Source organism: Methanoculleus chikugoensis (assembly GCF_900095385.1).
GTDB lineage: Archaea > Halobacteriota > Methanomicrobia > Methanomicrobiales > Methanoculleaceae > Methanoculleus > Methanoculleus chikugoensis_A.
Map to the genome: position 1 here is coordinate 48918 of NZ_FMID01000046.1, position 13332 is coordinate 62249.

14 protein-coding genes are annotated in these 13332 nt (G+C 63.9%); 7 read left to right on the forward strand and 7 right to left on the reverse strand.

What is annotated here, in order from left to right; translation table 11 throughout:
* Positions 1-263: 263 nt before the first annotated feature.
* Complete coding sequence (locus L21_RS09630; RefSeq protein WP_074370268.1) at positions 264-2012, reverse strand: PAS domain-containing protein; 1749 nt, start codon at positions 2010-2012, stop codon at positions 264-266.
* A gap of 210 nt (positions 2013-2222) precedes the next feature.
* Between L21_RS09630 and L21_RS09635 the strand changes: the two genes are divergently transcribed.
* Positions 2223-2810: a nitroreductase family protein gene (locus L21_RS09635; protein ID WP_256712944.1), complete on the forward strand. Its 588-nt coding sequence runs from the start codon at positions 2223-2225 to the stop codon at positions 2808-2810.
* A gap of 11 nt (positions 2811-2821) precedes the next feature.
* Here L21_RS09635 and L21_RS09640 read toward each other — a convergent pair whose 3' ends face one another.
* The gene (locus tag L21_RS09640; protein WP_074370269.1) at positions 2822-3877 is read right to left on the reverse strand and encodes a S1C family serine protease; all 1056 of its coding nucleotides are present in this window, start codon (positions 3875-3877) and stop codon (positions 2822-2824) included.
* A gap of 149 nt (positions 3878-4026) precedes the next feature.
* Between L21_RS09640 and L21_RS09645 the strand changes: the two genes are divergently transcribed.
* Positions 4027-4725 (forward strand): alpha/beta hydrolase family protein, encoded by a 699-nt coding sequence (locus L21_RS09645; protein WP_074370270.1) that lies wholly within the window; start codon positions 4027-4029, stop codon positions 4723-4725.
* Here L21_RS09645 and L21_RS09650 read toward each other — a convergent pair.
* Positions 4697-5401 (reverse strand): glycerophosphodiester phosphodiesterase, encoded by a 705-nt coding sequence (locus L21_RS09650; RefSeq protein ID WP_074370271.1) that lies wholly within the window; start codon positions 5399-5401, stop codon positions 4697-4699. The genes L21_RS09645 and L21_RS09650 overlap by 29 nt on opposite strands.
* A gap of 166 nt (positions 5402-5567) precedes the next feature.
* Positions 5568-5813 carry a DUF2795 domain-containing protein gene (locus L21_RS09655; RefSeq protein WP_256712947.1) on the reverse strand — a complete coding sequence of 82 codons (246 nt, stop codon included), beginning with the start codon at positions 5811-5813 and terminating at the stop codon, positions 5568-5570.
* A 312-nt stretch (positions 5814-6125) separates the two neighbouring features.
* Here L21_RS09655 and L21_RS09660 point away from each other — a divergent pair, with 312 nt between their 5' ends.
* Both L21_RS09660 and L21_RS09665 read left to right on the forward strand, forming a co-directional pair.
* Positions 6126-6902: an ABC transporter substrate-binding protein gene (locus L21_RS09660; RefSeq protein ID WP_074370273.1), complete on the forward strand. Its 777-nt coding sequence runs from the start codon at positions 6126-6128 to the stop codon at positions 6900-6902.
* Between the two features lie 138 nt (positions 6903-7040).
* Positions 7041-8090: a DMT family transporter gene (locus tag L21_RS09665; protein ID WP_083608930.1), complete on the forward strand. Its 1050-nt coding sequence runs from the start codon at positions 7041-7043 to the stop codon at positions 8088-8090.
* 20 nt (positions 8091-8110) lie between these two features.
* Here the strand turns inward: L21_RS09665 and L21_RS09670 are convergent, their stop codons facing one another.
* Together L21_RS09670 and L21_RS09675 are read right to left on the reverse strand one after the other, a co-directional pair.
* Positions 8111-9145, reverse strand: coding sequence for a 6-phosphofructokinase (locus tag L21_RS09670; RefSeq protein ID WP_074370275.1), 1035 nt, complete (start codon positions 9143-9145; stop codon positions 8111-8113).
* Position 9146: 1 nt separating this feature from the next.
* A complete protein-coding gene (locus tag L21_RS09675) occupies positions 9147-10070 on the reverse strand; it encodes a beta/alpha barrel domain-containing protein (protein WP_074370276.1) in 924 nt (307 codons plus the stop codon).
* Between the two features lie 250 nt (positions 10071-10320).
* Between L21_RS09675 and L21_RS09680 the strand changes: the two genes are divergently transcribed.
* The 3 genes from L21_RS09680 to L21_RS09690 are packed head-to-tail and all read left to right on the forward strand — an operon-like array spanning position 10321 to position 12452.
* Positions 10321-10998: an amino acid ABC transporter permease gene (locus L21_RS09680; protein ID WP_074370277.1), complete on the forward strand. Its 678-nt coding sequence runs from the start codon at positions 10321-10323 to the stop codon at positions 10996-10998.
* 3 nt (positions 10999-11001) lie between these two features.
* Positions 11002-11757 (forward strand): amino acid ABC transporter ATP-binding protein, encoded by a 756-nt coding sequence (locus L21_RS09685; protein WP_074370278.1) that lies wholly within the window; start codon positions 11002-11004, stop codon positions 11755-11757.
* Positions 11758-11765: 8 nt separating this feature from the next.
* On the forward strand, positions 11766-12452 hold the full coding sequence (locus L21_RS09690; protein WP_074370279.1) for an amino acid ABC transporter permease: 687 nt from the start codon (positions 11766-11768) through the stop codon (positions 12450-12452).
* Positions 12453-12534: 82 nt separating this feature from the next.
* Here L21_RS09690 and L21_RS09695 read toward each other — a convergent pair whose 3' ends face one another.
* Positions 12535-13296, reverse strand: coding sequence for a DUF5518 domain-containing protein (locus L21_RS09695; protein WP_074370280.1), 762 nt, complete (start codon positions 13294-13296; stop codon positions 12535-12537).
* Positions 13297-13332 lie beyond the last annotated feature (36 nt).

Here is a 13332-nt window from a genome sequence, read left to right on the forward strand (position 1 = left end):
AAATCCGTGCATGGGACTTGAGACGCCCCAAACCACGACCTATTTCACGTAGCATCCCACCAACTCACGCGAAGCCGGGAAGAGCGATGGTCGGAACGCCCGGAGCATGAGCACTGTCAAGGTGCGGAGGAGGGCGAAATAATTCCCCGGACTTCGCGGCTTCGCGCTCTTCGCGTGAGGCGGCGATCTGCACCGGGATCCACCTGATACGGTGAAATGCCCATTACGATCCTATAAAACAACCCTGAGGCCGCAGCAACCCTTCAGAGTTCGTACCGTTTCAAAAACTCCCGGATCTTCCGCGACTCCATCCATTCCCGGTCGAGCTCGCCGATCTGCACATTGATCCGCCGGACCTGCTCCCGGAGTTTCTCCGCGACCGCTTCGTCGTCGAGGAGATCCGCAACCCCCATGATCACCTGGAGCGGGTGGCGGACGTGATCGGCAAGGACGGCGAACTGAGCGATATTCCGCTCGGTCATATCGAACGCCTGCTCCCGGAGCCGCTCGTGCAGGATCCGCTCGGAGATATCCCTGCCGATCACCTGGAACCCCACGATCGCCTTCTTCTCGACGATCGGCGACTCGTTCAGTTCCAGTATGGCGGTCTCCCCGTTCTTCCGCCGAACCTCGATCTGGAGCCCTTCGACCTGCTCGCCCCGGAGAACTCTCCGCCGTCCCTCTTTCCAGACCAGAAGGCTCGTCGGGAGAATGTAGTCCTCCCAATCAGTTCCCACCATCTCTTCGGGGGAATACCCGAGTATCCGCTCCATCGCCGGCGATATGTAGTTCAGCCCGTCGTCCCGGTATGACGTGACGATGAGGTCGAAACTCCGCTGAGCAATCCCCCGGAACTTCTCCTCGCTCTCCTCGAGCGCCGCTTCCACCTGCAGCCGTTCGATGATCCGGCCGAGCCGCTTCGTGATGGAGTCGAGCAGCATCTGCTCTTCCGGCAGAAACGGCCCTTTGCCGCCCTCCGGGACCTCCGCGAGGTACCGCACCTCGACTTCACCGACCAGTTCGCCGTGAACGGCGATCGGGCTCTTCTGTTTCCAGGGGGAATCCACCGGATCGCCCCGATAGTACTCCCGGCCGTCGACGGTGATCCGCACCCCGGTACTGCCCGGGTACTGCCATCCCATGGGGAGGGTATCGGCAACCGCCTGCAGGAGTTTATCGAGCGTCATCCCGGGCGTCTCGACGAGGTGCGCGATGGTGTAGAGGCACCGGAGTTCGTCCATCCGTTTCTTCAGTTCGTGCGTCTTCTCCCGGAGCGCCTCCTCCACCCGGTTCTGCTCGGTCACGTCGAAGGCCGTCCCGGTAACGCCGACAATCGTCCCGTCAGCATCCCGAAACGGCTTGAGCGTCAGGTCGCGGACACGTCGCTTGCCGGCAATGGTGAACGTCACCGCATCCCGCACGGTCTTTCCCGTCTCAAGAACCCGCCGCTTGAGCGCGGTAAGGTGCTCGGCATCCTCGGGAAAAGCATCCTCTTCGCGCATGCCGATGATGGACGCGTCCGTGGACCCCAGCTGCTGGTTGTACGACCAGGTGTAGCGGAGTTCTTCATCCTGCACGAAGACGACCACCGGGGACCCTTCGAGCGCGGCCCTGAAGTGATGCGCATTCAGATCCGCAGTGGCGTCCCGGATCTTGATGAGCCGCTGCCCGGTCACGGCGAAAGCCTGTTTGCTTGATATCGAGATCCAGCGCCGGGTGCCGTCGTGGGTCCGGGTACGGCAGAGAAGAGGAGGCAGGTCCGCGCCGTTTTCAAGGACGCGGTGAAGCAGCCGCACGGAGTCCTCGTCTTCGATGATCGGCAGGAAGTACGTGTCGAGGAGAGAACCGAACTCCATCCCGATGGCGTTCGTCTGCCGGATGCCGAGGGTTCGTGCGAGGGCGGGGTTGTACCACCTGACCTTCCGGTCGTCGCCTATCACAAGAAGTCCATCTTCGAGAGCATTGAGCACCGCGCGATGGAGAGGTGCCCGATCCTGGTGCGAGTCCGTCATACCTCACCGGCATCAAAATATGGTCGCTGTAGTGGTTGTGCTCCGGGGACATTAAAAAGATTGCTATCTTGTCATCTAGTGAAACCCGGGTTTTTTCCGACCTCCCGGTCAATTTAGCGACATCTCCGGGTTGCCGAGGAATCAGACAGGAGGCCCGGAGAGGTGGCCTGCCAAGGTATAAATATCGCCGGCAGGCCATAGTCGGAGTTCATGATGACGGATGCCGAGTCCATCGAGACCTTCTCCGTGATCCGGGAGCGCCGGAGCGTCAGGAACTACACCGACCGGGACGTCCCGGACGCGGCCCTGAGAGCGATCATCGCTGCGGGCACCCAGGCCCCGACCGCCCTCGGGCTTCAACCCTGGCGGTTCGTGATCGTCAAAGACCGTGCTCTGATGCAACGGGTGTCCGATTACTGCAAACCGATCCTCATCGAGAGGATCGGAGAAGAGGCGGGAGCAGGGATGGAGGAGTTTCTCGCGGCGCTCAAGAACCCCGGGTTCAACATCTTCTACAACGCCCCGGTGCTGGTCCTGGTTCTCGGCGCCCAAAATGCCATATCGAGTTTCCTCGACTGCGCGCTCTGCGCGGAGAACATGATGCTTGCCGCCTGGGCGCTCGGTATCGGCAGTTGCTGGATCGGTTCGGCGGCTCTCGTCCAGGAGAATCCCGACCTTCTTACGGCGCTGAAGGTTCCGGACGATCACCAGATCGTGGCGCCGCTGATCTTCGGGTATCCCGGCCCCCTGTCACCGAAAGCGGCGCGCCGGGAGCCCCGGATAGACTGGGTCACCTGACCGTACCCCCTTCACCCGGAGGCGGTGCACGCGACCGCTTCCGCGGGGACGATCGGGAGCGTGATCCGCCGCTGGTTCCGGACTATCGCGAGGGTTGCGGGTTCCGCGATAGGCCAGGCGGCGAGGAACCGGTGCAGGTCGTCGACGCAGGTTACGCAGGTCTCGTTGATCGCGACTATCAGGTCGCCCGGCCTGAGCCCGGCCCGGCCGGCGGGGCTCGTCCGGTTCACCGAGACGACCTCGACCGCCTGGTTCGCGGCGAGGCCGAGCGCCAGAGCGAGGTGCTGCGGGAGCGGTTGCGACTGTCCGGCGATACCGAGGTAGCCGCGCCGCACCCTGCCGTCGGCGACCAGCTGCGGGAGAACCCACGAGGCGGTGCTCGAGGGGATCGAGAAGCAGATGCCCTGAGCCATCGGGATGATGGCCGTGTTGATCCCGATGACCCGGCCGCGGGAGTCCACCAACGGGCCGCCGGAGTTCCCGGGGTTCAGGGGAGCAGTGTGCTGGATGATGTTCTCAATCAGGCGGCCGTCCCGGCTCCGGAACGCCCTCCCGAGAGCGCTCAGGACTCCCGTCGAGACGGTCGAATCGAAGCCGAGCGGATTGCCGATGGCTATCGCGAGCTGTCCAACCGCGAGCGCCCCGGAGTCGCCGAACGACGCGTAGGGGAGATCCGCCGTCCCGGCGCGGAGCACGGCGAGGTCGGTTGCCGGATCGGCCCCTATTAGGCGTGCAGGGAGAGCGGTGCCGTCCGCCGTGCGGACCTCGATCCTCCCCGCCCCCTGCACCACGTGGTTGTTGGTCAGGATGTAGCCCTCCGGCGATACGGCCACGCCCGATCCTGCTCCCACCTGCTCGCCGCGCCACCCGGGAGAGTTCTTCCCCACGACCACGCTCACGACCGCGGGGCCCACGGACTCGACGACCCGGACGACGGCGCGGGAGTAAGCGTCGAGGAGGTCGGCATCGGACTCCCCGGAATTGGGGCTTGCAGCGTGCCTTTCCTGAGCAGATTTTTGAGAAGAATCTTCAGTATGCTGGAAGAGTCTGTGCCCAATTTTATCCATCGTAGTTTATAATTAGAAACCAATAGTAATGTACTTTCCGCACGGGTCTACGGAGCAACGCTACCCCGGTTGCGCGGGATCGGTTTTTACCCGGGCGCGCGGACCTTCCTGCCGGAAAAGCCAAATAGGCCCAATCTCTATTGCCCCCCATGCTCGGAACGGCTGTAATCGAAGTGGAGGGTGCGAGAGTCGACGTGCACCCTACGGATGTCAGGCGAATCCCGCAGGCCGGCGAGACCTATGAGATCGTGGAGATCGCGACCGATCGGGGAACGACCGTCTGCCGCTACTACGAAGCGCAGGGAGCCAGAAGCGGCGTCGTCATGGTGGGCGGTACCGGCGGCGGGTTCGACACCCCGGCACGGGGACTCTACCCGCGGCTGGCACAGGATCTTCCGAACGACCGGATCAGTGCGCTCCTGGTGCAGTACCGGCACCCGACCGACCTCGTGGAATCGGTCTTCGACACCGTCCTCGGGCTGCGCTACCTCGAGAGCCGGGGTGTCGCGGCCGCCGGGGTGGTCGGGCACTCGCTCGGGGGAGCGGTGGCAATCCAGGCGGCGGCGAACGTCCCGGCGGTCAGGGTCGTCGTCGCCATCGCCACCCAGGCCGCCGGGACGGAACCGGTCGCCGCCCTCGCCGGCCGTGCGGCGATCCTCCTAGTGCACGGGGACGTTGACCCGGTCCTCTCCCATACCTCCTCGGAGGAGGTCTACCGGCGTGCCGGCGAACCCAGGCGGCTGATCGTCTACGAAGGGGCGGGGCACACCCTCGACGAGACAGCCGCGAGCCTCTACGTCGAGGTGAAGGCGTGGCTCCTCAAGCACCTTCCGGGGACGCTCGTCTGACCGATGCATCAAGGTATCGCCGCGCAGCGCAGGGATCGTCGCTGGAGAACCCGTCGATGCCGAGCCGGAGCGCTTCACGGATATCGTCCTCCGTGGTTAAGAGCCAGGGGACGACGAGCAGCCCGGCCGCATGCGCCTCAGCCACCAGCTCGTGCGAGACCCGATCCCACCTTGGAAGGAGGAGATCGGCCTGCACCGAGCGGGCGAGCCCGACGGGATCGGCGATCTCCTCAGAGTAGATGAGGCCCGCCGGAGTTCCGGGCAGGAGCCTCTTTACCGTCGCAACGCTCCCGGAATAAAACGAGACCAGAAAGAGCCGCTCCGGCATCATCTCCCTGAGCGCCGAGACGACGATCGCCTCCGTCCCCGGCTCCTTGATCTCCACGACAAGCCCCGTAACGTTGCGGACAAGGTCGAGAACCTCCCCCAGGGTAGGAATCCTCTCCCCCTCCCCGGCGTCCAGTCCAGCCAGGTCTTCGATGGTATATCCCCTGACCGCCCCGGCCCCGTTCGTCGTCCGGTCGACGGTCGCGTCGTGGATTGCGACTAAAATACCGTCCCGCGTGAGGCGCAGGTCGACCTCGACGAGATCCACGCACGCCATGCCCTTCCGGAGAGCGCTCAGGGTGTTCTCCGGCCCAAGAGCCCTCGCTCCCCGGTGTCCGACGATGAGCATGGCGGTGCCGTGCACCCCGGGACCGGATATAGGTGGCGGATCGTGACCCTTTCCGGCAGAGCCGTCCATGCCCTTGAAGCACTTCCCGGTGCGGTCCGGTTGCTTGCATGGCTCCTTTCAGAGTCGGATGCCGCCTCCGGCACCCGTGTACGACTGTAAAAATGGGTTACTTCTGCTGAACCTTCTGAAACTCTGATTTGATCTCTTCCTGGCTGTTGTACTGCTTATCCTCAAACTGGTTCAACGTGTCGAGGAGGCCCTGGGGTGCTCCGCTCTCCTTCGCCTGGGAGACAAGATTGTCTTTCGATGCGGGGAAATTGATCCTCGAAGTGATCTGTTCGATGATCCGGGGATCGAGTTCCTGCAGGGACCCGGCGACTTTCGACATCCCGCCCACGGCGGATTCTTTCATGCCTTTCATGCTGCTCACCGTCCATATACGCGCTCCCTTGCCGGGAGGCGGCCCCAGGGAGGTAAGATGCAATAAATACCTATCGGCCGTACTACGGCGGGGATGATGACACCGTGCCGGCCGAAAGCGACCGGACTCCCCTGCGGTGAACGCCGGCAGAGCGCCGGAGACTGCACCGGTTCGAGCGGAAGGGTGGCAGCGGCGGAGATTTGCTCCTAAACAAGAAATTTCGCTGGCTGTCAGCCCAACTGCCCCCCTCCAGCAGCGCCAAATCAAAAGGTTAATTTTACTCGTCTAACTAATCCATTTCTTATGAAAAAGCATGGTATTCTCACGCTGCTCATAGGTATCGTTGCAGTGCTGGCAGTCGCGGGTGCAGGGTGCACCGGAACGACCGAGCCGGACTACATCGTCGGCATCGACGATGCGTATCCTCCCTACAGTTACGTCGATAAGGACGGCAACGCCCAGGGATTCGACGTCGATTCCATGAAGTGGATCGCCGAGAAGAAGGGTATCACGGTGACGTTCATGCCGGTGGAATGGAGCGGCATCATCCCCGCGCTCCAGGCAGGGAAGATCGATATGGTCTACGCAGGGATGTCGATCACCCCCGAGCGGCAGGAAGCGGTCAACTTCAGCAACCCCTACTGGACCGTCAACCAGGACGTCGTAGCCCGCGAGGACTCGAATGTGACGCTTGAAGACGTCCTTGCCGGCAAGGTGGTTCTCGGAGCGCAGCAGGGATGCACCGCCGCCCACTGGATCGAGGATAACCTGATCGAGAACGGAACGATGCCTGCCGATAACCTGAAGACCTACGCCAACACGCAGCTTGCCGTCAACGACCTCGAGGCGGGCAGGGTCGACGCGGTCATGTACGACGACGTCTCCATCCAGGACATCATCAAGGGCAAGCCGGTCAAGACCATCGGCTCCGTCGAGACCAGGGAGCAGTTCGGCGTCGCCATCAGAAAGGAGGACACCGCGCTCCTCGAGTTCATGAACGAGGCGATCGCGGAACTGCAGGCCGATCCCTACTGGGAAGAGCTCAAAGAGAAGCACAACCTCACAGAGAGCACAACCTGAAGTAACCGGGGACGATTCGTCCCCCCTTTTTCACGACGTTTAACCTTCCCGGAGGCACCTCTCCTGTACCCGCGCAAACCTGCCGCCATAGAGAACGGATCCACCCTGCCGTATTACCGGACACCCGTTCTCTGTGCGCTGGCGACGGCGATCCTGATCGGGGGGAGCGCCCCGTTCACGAAACTTCTCCTCGCCGATATCGGGTCGCTCGCTCTCGCCGCACTGGTCTCGCTCGGAAGCGGTTCCGGCGCCCTGCTCTTCTCCCTCGCCGGAACGGCGACGGGAAGACGGCGGAGTCACATCGAGGCGCCGCCCGGGAAGAGCGATATCCCCTGGCTCATCGGCGTGACGCTCTTCGGAGGGCTTCTCGCGCCGGTAACCCTTGTGTTCAGCCTCCCGGGAACGCCTGCGGCGACGGCGGCCCTCCTCCTGAACTTCGAGGCCGTTGCGACGACGCTGATCGCCGCGACGATCTTTGGTGAGTGGGTGGGCCGCCGCGTCTGGGTTGCGCTCGGGTGCATCACCGCATCGTGCCTCCTCCTCACCGGGAACCCGGCAGGCGGACTCGGCCTCTCCCTCCCGGCGCTCGGCATCCTGCTCACCTGCCTCTTCTGGGCGGTCGACAACAACCTGGGGCAGCGGCTCTCGGCAAAGGACCCCCTCCTCGTCATCTCCGTAAAGGGGATCGGGGCCGGCACCGTCACGCTCCTCGTCGCGGCCGCCGCCGGAGAACACCTCCCGGCCGCGGCTCCGGCCGCCGCCGCGATGGCGGTCGGATTCCTCTGCTACGGTGGGCTGACGAGCATCCTCTTCCTCCTCGCCCTCCGGGGCATCGGCGCAGCCCGGGCAGGTTCGCTCCTTGCCGTCTCCCCGTTTTTCGGCGTCTTCTTCTCGCTCCTCCTCTTCGCCGAACTTCCAGCGGGCGCCTTCTACGTCGCGCTGCCCGTCATGGCCATCGGGGCCTGGCTGATGGTCTCCGAGGAGCACTCCCATCCCCACCGGCACCCGGCAACCGTCCACGAGCACCGCCACCGCCACGACGACCTCCACCACGATCACGACCACGAGGCCGGCGACCCGCCGCTCTCGGCGGCCGGGGAGCACTCCCACGTGCACGCCCATACCGAACTCGCCCACGAGCACCCGCACCAGCCCGACATCCACCACCGGCACCTCCACCGGCGTTAGAGTCTCCCGAGGGCGGCCGTTTATCCCCCGTAAAAGATGCTCGCGATCTTGTAGAGATCCATATCCACCGTCTTGAGGTTCGCCACCGCCTCCTCGAGCGGAACCGCGACGATATCATTCCCCCGGAGCGCGACCATCTTCCCGAAGTCCTGATCCCTGATGAGATCCGCCGCCGCCACCCCGAACCGGGTCGCGAGCACCCGATCGTGCGCCGTCGGCGACCCGCCGCGCTGGATGTGCCCGAGCACCGTCACCCGCACCTCCATATCGAGCCGTTTTTCGAGTTCGTCGCGCAGGTAGTTCCCGACACCGCCAAGCGTCACGTGGCCGAACTCGTCCTTCCGGGCGGACTGCGCGATCGCCTCCGCCATTCCCTTCGGCTGGGCGCCCTCGGCGACCACGACGATGCTGAACTTCTTCCCCCGCTCGTAGCGCACCCGGAGATGGTGGGTGACCTCGTCAAGGTCGAACGGGATCTCCGGGATGAGGATCTCGTCGGCTCCGCCCGCGATTCCGGCCACGGTCGCGATCCACCCGGCGTGCCGCCCCATCACCTCCACCACCATGATCCGGTGGTGCGACTCCGCCGTCGTGTGAAGGCGGTCGATCGCCTCGGTGACGATGGAAACCGCGGTGTCGAACCCGAATGTGTAGTCGGTCCCGCCGACATCGTTGTCGATGGTCTTCGGGACCCCGACGACCGGGATGCCCAGCTGGGAGAGTTTGTTCGCGACGCCGAGGGTATCCTCGCCCCCGATCGCAACGATCGCGTCGAGCCCGAACTTCCTGATATTGTCGCGCAGCCGCTGGAGATCGGCCTCGTTCTTGAAGGGGTTCGTCCGCGACGTCCCGAGGATCGTCCCGCCCTTCGGGAGGATCCCCGTCACCGAGTAGTCGGTGAGCGGCTCGACGTTCCCGGCGACCAGCCCGAGCCATCCGTCCCGGATCCCGATTGCGTCGAACCCGTGCTTCGCCCCCGTCCGCACGACCGCCCGGATCACCGCGTTCAGGCCCGGGCAGTCTCCTCCCCCGGTGAGGATGCCGACCGTCGTCATCCTAACACCTGCCTCCCATGCAGATCTTATTTGCCTCCTCCACGCTCGCATCGTCGAGGGTGATCGCCGATATCGCGTTGCAGAACCGGACCGCCTCGTCGAGCGGCCGCTGGTGGATGTTCCTGCCGGTCGCGTTCCCGACCGTGCCGCCGATGTGGATCTGGTCGTGGAGCTGCTGCAGGAACTCCTGCATATCGGCATGCGACCCGCCCGCACAGACGACGCCCGTCCTGCCGCCGGCCGCCACCGCCTCCCGGAGCAGGGCAGCGTCGATCGTGCCGCCCGCCTTCGGCGGGTTCACCTTCACGAAATCGCTCCCGAGGGTCGCCGCGACGCCCGCCGCGCCCGCGACCAGGTGGGGATCGCGTTCGTCCTTGACCGCCTTGCCCCGGGGGTACATCCAGAGCACGGTGATGAGGCCGTTTGCATGCGCGTTGTTGACGATCTGCGCCGCCTGGTAGAGCATCATCGGTTCGTACTCGCTCCCGAGGTAGATCGTGTAGCCGACGCCGAGGATCGCGAGCCCCGTCCGATCGCGGAGGTCGACGACCTGCCGGACGAGATGGAGTTCCGAACTGAGCGGATCGCGCTGGGCGGTTTTGACCAGGTGGGTCTTGGAGTTGAGTTTGACGAGGTACGGCACGTCCCGGTAATCCTCACCGTAGCGGGCGATCATCCCGAGTTGGGTCGCAAAGACCCCGATCCTTGCCCGGATCGCGATCCGGAAGAGGTGTTCGGGATCGGCGTCGTCGGGGTGGATGCCTTCGCCGTAGAAATCGTCGTTGAGGTGCTCGACCTTCTGGTCCCCGGCAAAGAGCATCAACCTCCCGGTACCGTGCGTGATTCTCCGGTAATTATCCCGGTACCTCTCCTGCTCCTCGGAGGGCACATCGAGAGGGATCCTGATATCGGGTGCAGGTGGCATACCCCATCTTCCCCCTCCCCCAGATACTTAAGTGTTGCTGGAACCCCGGAGAGCGCGGCGTGGAGGGCGTTCGCAGCGGATACGGCCGAATCCGTCTCCGGGAATAAAAATGTCCCGCGGTGGCGAGCAGCCGTCCCGCTCAATTGAAGGGGATTTGGGAACGTTTATTTTGCTCTCCGTCAGATTCATGCATAGAGTACCCGGCGCCGTTCTCCAGCCGGAGAGACTGCAGTGATTCAGGGATAGCCAAATGGACGTTTTACCGATTCTCATCGACTGGTTGCCGTATCTCCTTTCAGGCATCGTCTCTACCCTCGGCCTTGTCCTCGTCGCCCTCGGCCTCGGAGTCCTTCTCGGACTGCCCATGGCTCTCGGCCAGGTGTACGGGGCGCGGCCGATTCGGTGGGTCGTCGGGGTCTACGTCTGGTTCTTCAGGGGCCTCCCCATCCTTGTCCTGCTCTTCCTCTTCTGGTTCGGCATATTCCCGGCAATCGGGCTCGGCCATCTCTCGGCGTTCGTCGTCGGGGCGGTCGTGCTGGGCCTCCGGGGGGCGGCATACCAGTCCCAGATCTTCCGGGGGGCCATCCAGTCGGTCGGTGAAGGACAGATGATCGCAGCGCGGTCCCTCGGGATGAGCAGGCTCACCGCCATCCGTTCGGTCATCCTTCCCCAGGCGATGCGCATAGCACTCCCGGGATGGTCGAACGAGTACCCCAACATCCTGACCGATTCGGCGGTCTGTTACGCGATCGGGGTCGTGGAACTGCTCACCATCACCTCAAGGATCGTCACGCAGACCCACATTACGATACCGATCTACCTCGCTGCAGCGGGGATCTTCATCGTCTTGAACTACGGGGGCCTCAAACTCCTGCACGGCCTGGAGAAGAGAATAGCAATCCCCGGATTCGGAACCGGAGCGATGTAGAGCATGAACGACAACGACATTGTGCTGAAAGTCGAGGAGATATACAAGTCCTTCGGCGATACCGAGGTGCTGCGCGGGGTATCGTTCGACGTCCGCCGCGGCGAGACGAAGGTCTTCATCGGCCCCTCGGGGACCGGGAAAAGCACGCTTCTCCGGTGCATCAACCAGCTGACCATACCCGACCGCGGGAGGGTCTGGCTCGACGGGGAGGAGGTCACGAACTCGGGAGCCCGGATCAACTACTTCCGGCAGAAGATCGGGATGGTCTTCCAGAACTTCTTCCTCTTCGACCACCTCACCGCACTCAAGAACGTCGAACTGGCGCTCCTGAAGGTCAAGGGCATGGGCAAGGCGGAGGCGCGCGAGAAGGCGCTCACCGAACTCCGGCAGGTGGGGATGGAGGACTGGGCCGACCACTACCCGGCGGAACTCTCGGGCGGCCAGGCCCAGCGGGTCTCCATCGCACGGGCGCTTGCCATGGACCCGGACGTCATCCTCTTCGACGAACCGACCTCCGCGCTCGATCCCGAACTGACGAGGGAGGTGCTGGAGGTCATGAAGAAACTGGCCCGGAACGGGATGACGATGCTCGTCGTCACCCACGAGATGGGGTTTGCCTGCTCGGTTGCAAACGAGGTTCTCTTCATGGAGAACGGCGTGGTTGCCGAACAGGGACCGCCCGACCTGCTCCTGAACGACCCGCGGTTCACCCGGATGAAGGACTTCATCGGCCGGATCGATTCCCGGATGGATGACTGAGGAGCAGCATGGATCAGGCGGTATTCCTCTTCGAGATCCTCCTCCCGGCGCTGATGCAGGGGTTGGTCGTGACCCTGCAGTTGATCGCGTGCTCCGCCCCGTTCGGCCTTGCGTTCGGGATCGCCGTCGCGGTGGGAAGGCAGTACGGCCACCCCGTTATATCCTGGCTCTGCAAGACGTTCGTCTTTCTCATCAAGGGTACGCCGCTTCTCCTTCTCCTCTTCATCCTCTACTTCGGGCTCCCGTCGATCGGGATAACCCTCACGGCGTTCGCGGCATCCGTGCTCGGCTTTATCCTCTGCAACAGCGCGTATAACGCCGAATACATCCGCGGCGCCCTCATATCGATCAAGGACGGCCAGATGGTCGCGGCGAGGTCGCTCGGGATGACCCGGTGGCAGGCGATCAAAAGCGTCATCCTGCCGCAGGCGCTCCGCCGGGCGATACCAGGGCTCTCAAACGAGTTCATCTACCTGATCAAGTACTCGTCGCTCGCCTACATGCTCACGGTGATCGAACTCGCCGGGGCGGGGAAACAGGTGGCGACGAAGTACTTCCTCTACACGGAGTCGTTTGCGGCCGTCGGCGTCGTCTACCTCGTGCTGGTCTCGATCACGACCGTCGCCGTCAGTATTCTCGAAAAGAGAGTGGCCGTTCCCGGGACGGTCCGGGCAACACCCTCGGCCCAGCTGTAACTTTTTTCCCCGGGGCTGCCCCGGGCATTCCGGTCCGATAAACAGTGGTGATCTCTCTATCTCCAAAAAAAGCCGTAATCTCTCAACTATCCCCGGGACCCGGCCGTACGACCGCACCGGCAATCCCCCCGGCGGTCCCGAGGAGGGTGAAGAAGTATACCAGGGCGATCACGACCATCCCCTCGAGCATCTCGGCGAACCCGAAATCGTGCAACGCGGTCCAGAGCATCGGGATCAGGAAAAGGCCGGTCCCGAAGAGCGCCGCGACAAGCCCGGCCTCGAGGCCGTCTTCCGGCCTGCTCCCGGCGGAGTATCCCGCGATGAATCCGCCGACGAGCGGGACGACTATGATGAACGGGGCGATATAGACAAGCACGAGAGCCGAACCGGCGATGACGGCAGCGCCGATGCCGATCCCGACCCACCGGCCCCGCTCGCCTTCCCCGGCGGTGCCGCTCCTCCGGAGACCGTTTCGCACCGCCGTCCCGGCCGCCCCGCCGACGGCGCTGTAGGGGAGGAGGAGCGCCATAAGGATGAGGGCGTAGAAGAGGAACGTCATCCAGAACGGGGGATACTGCGGGTTGCCCTCCACCAGACTCGTGAGAGTCGTTGCGGAGGCCATGATCAGGGCCACGAGTACCCCGCAGATGGCACCGGAGATAGCCCCGTCCTTCACCGAGCCCGGGGTGAGGAGCCCGGCAATAAGTCCCCCGCAAACGAGGAACGCCACCGTTTCAAACGACCCGGGGAGGACCTTGAGAAGACCAAGGAGTGAGGCTGCACCGATCGTCAGTGCTCCCACAACCGCCCCGCGGAAGCGTCTGACTACGGCGCGCGATATCATGCGTGGATCTCATACCATCGCGCATTATCTGTTTCG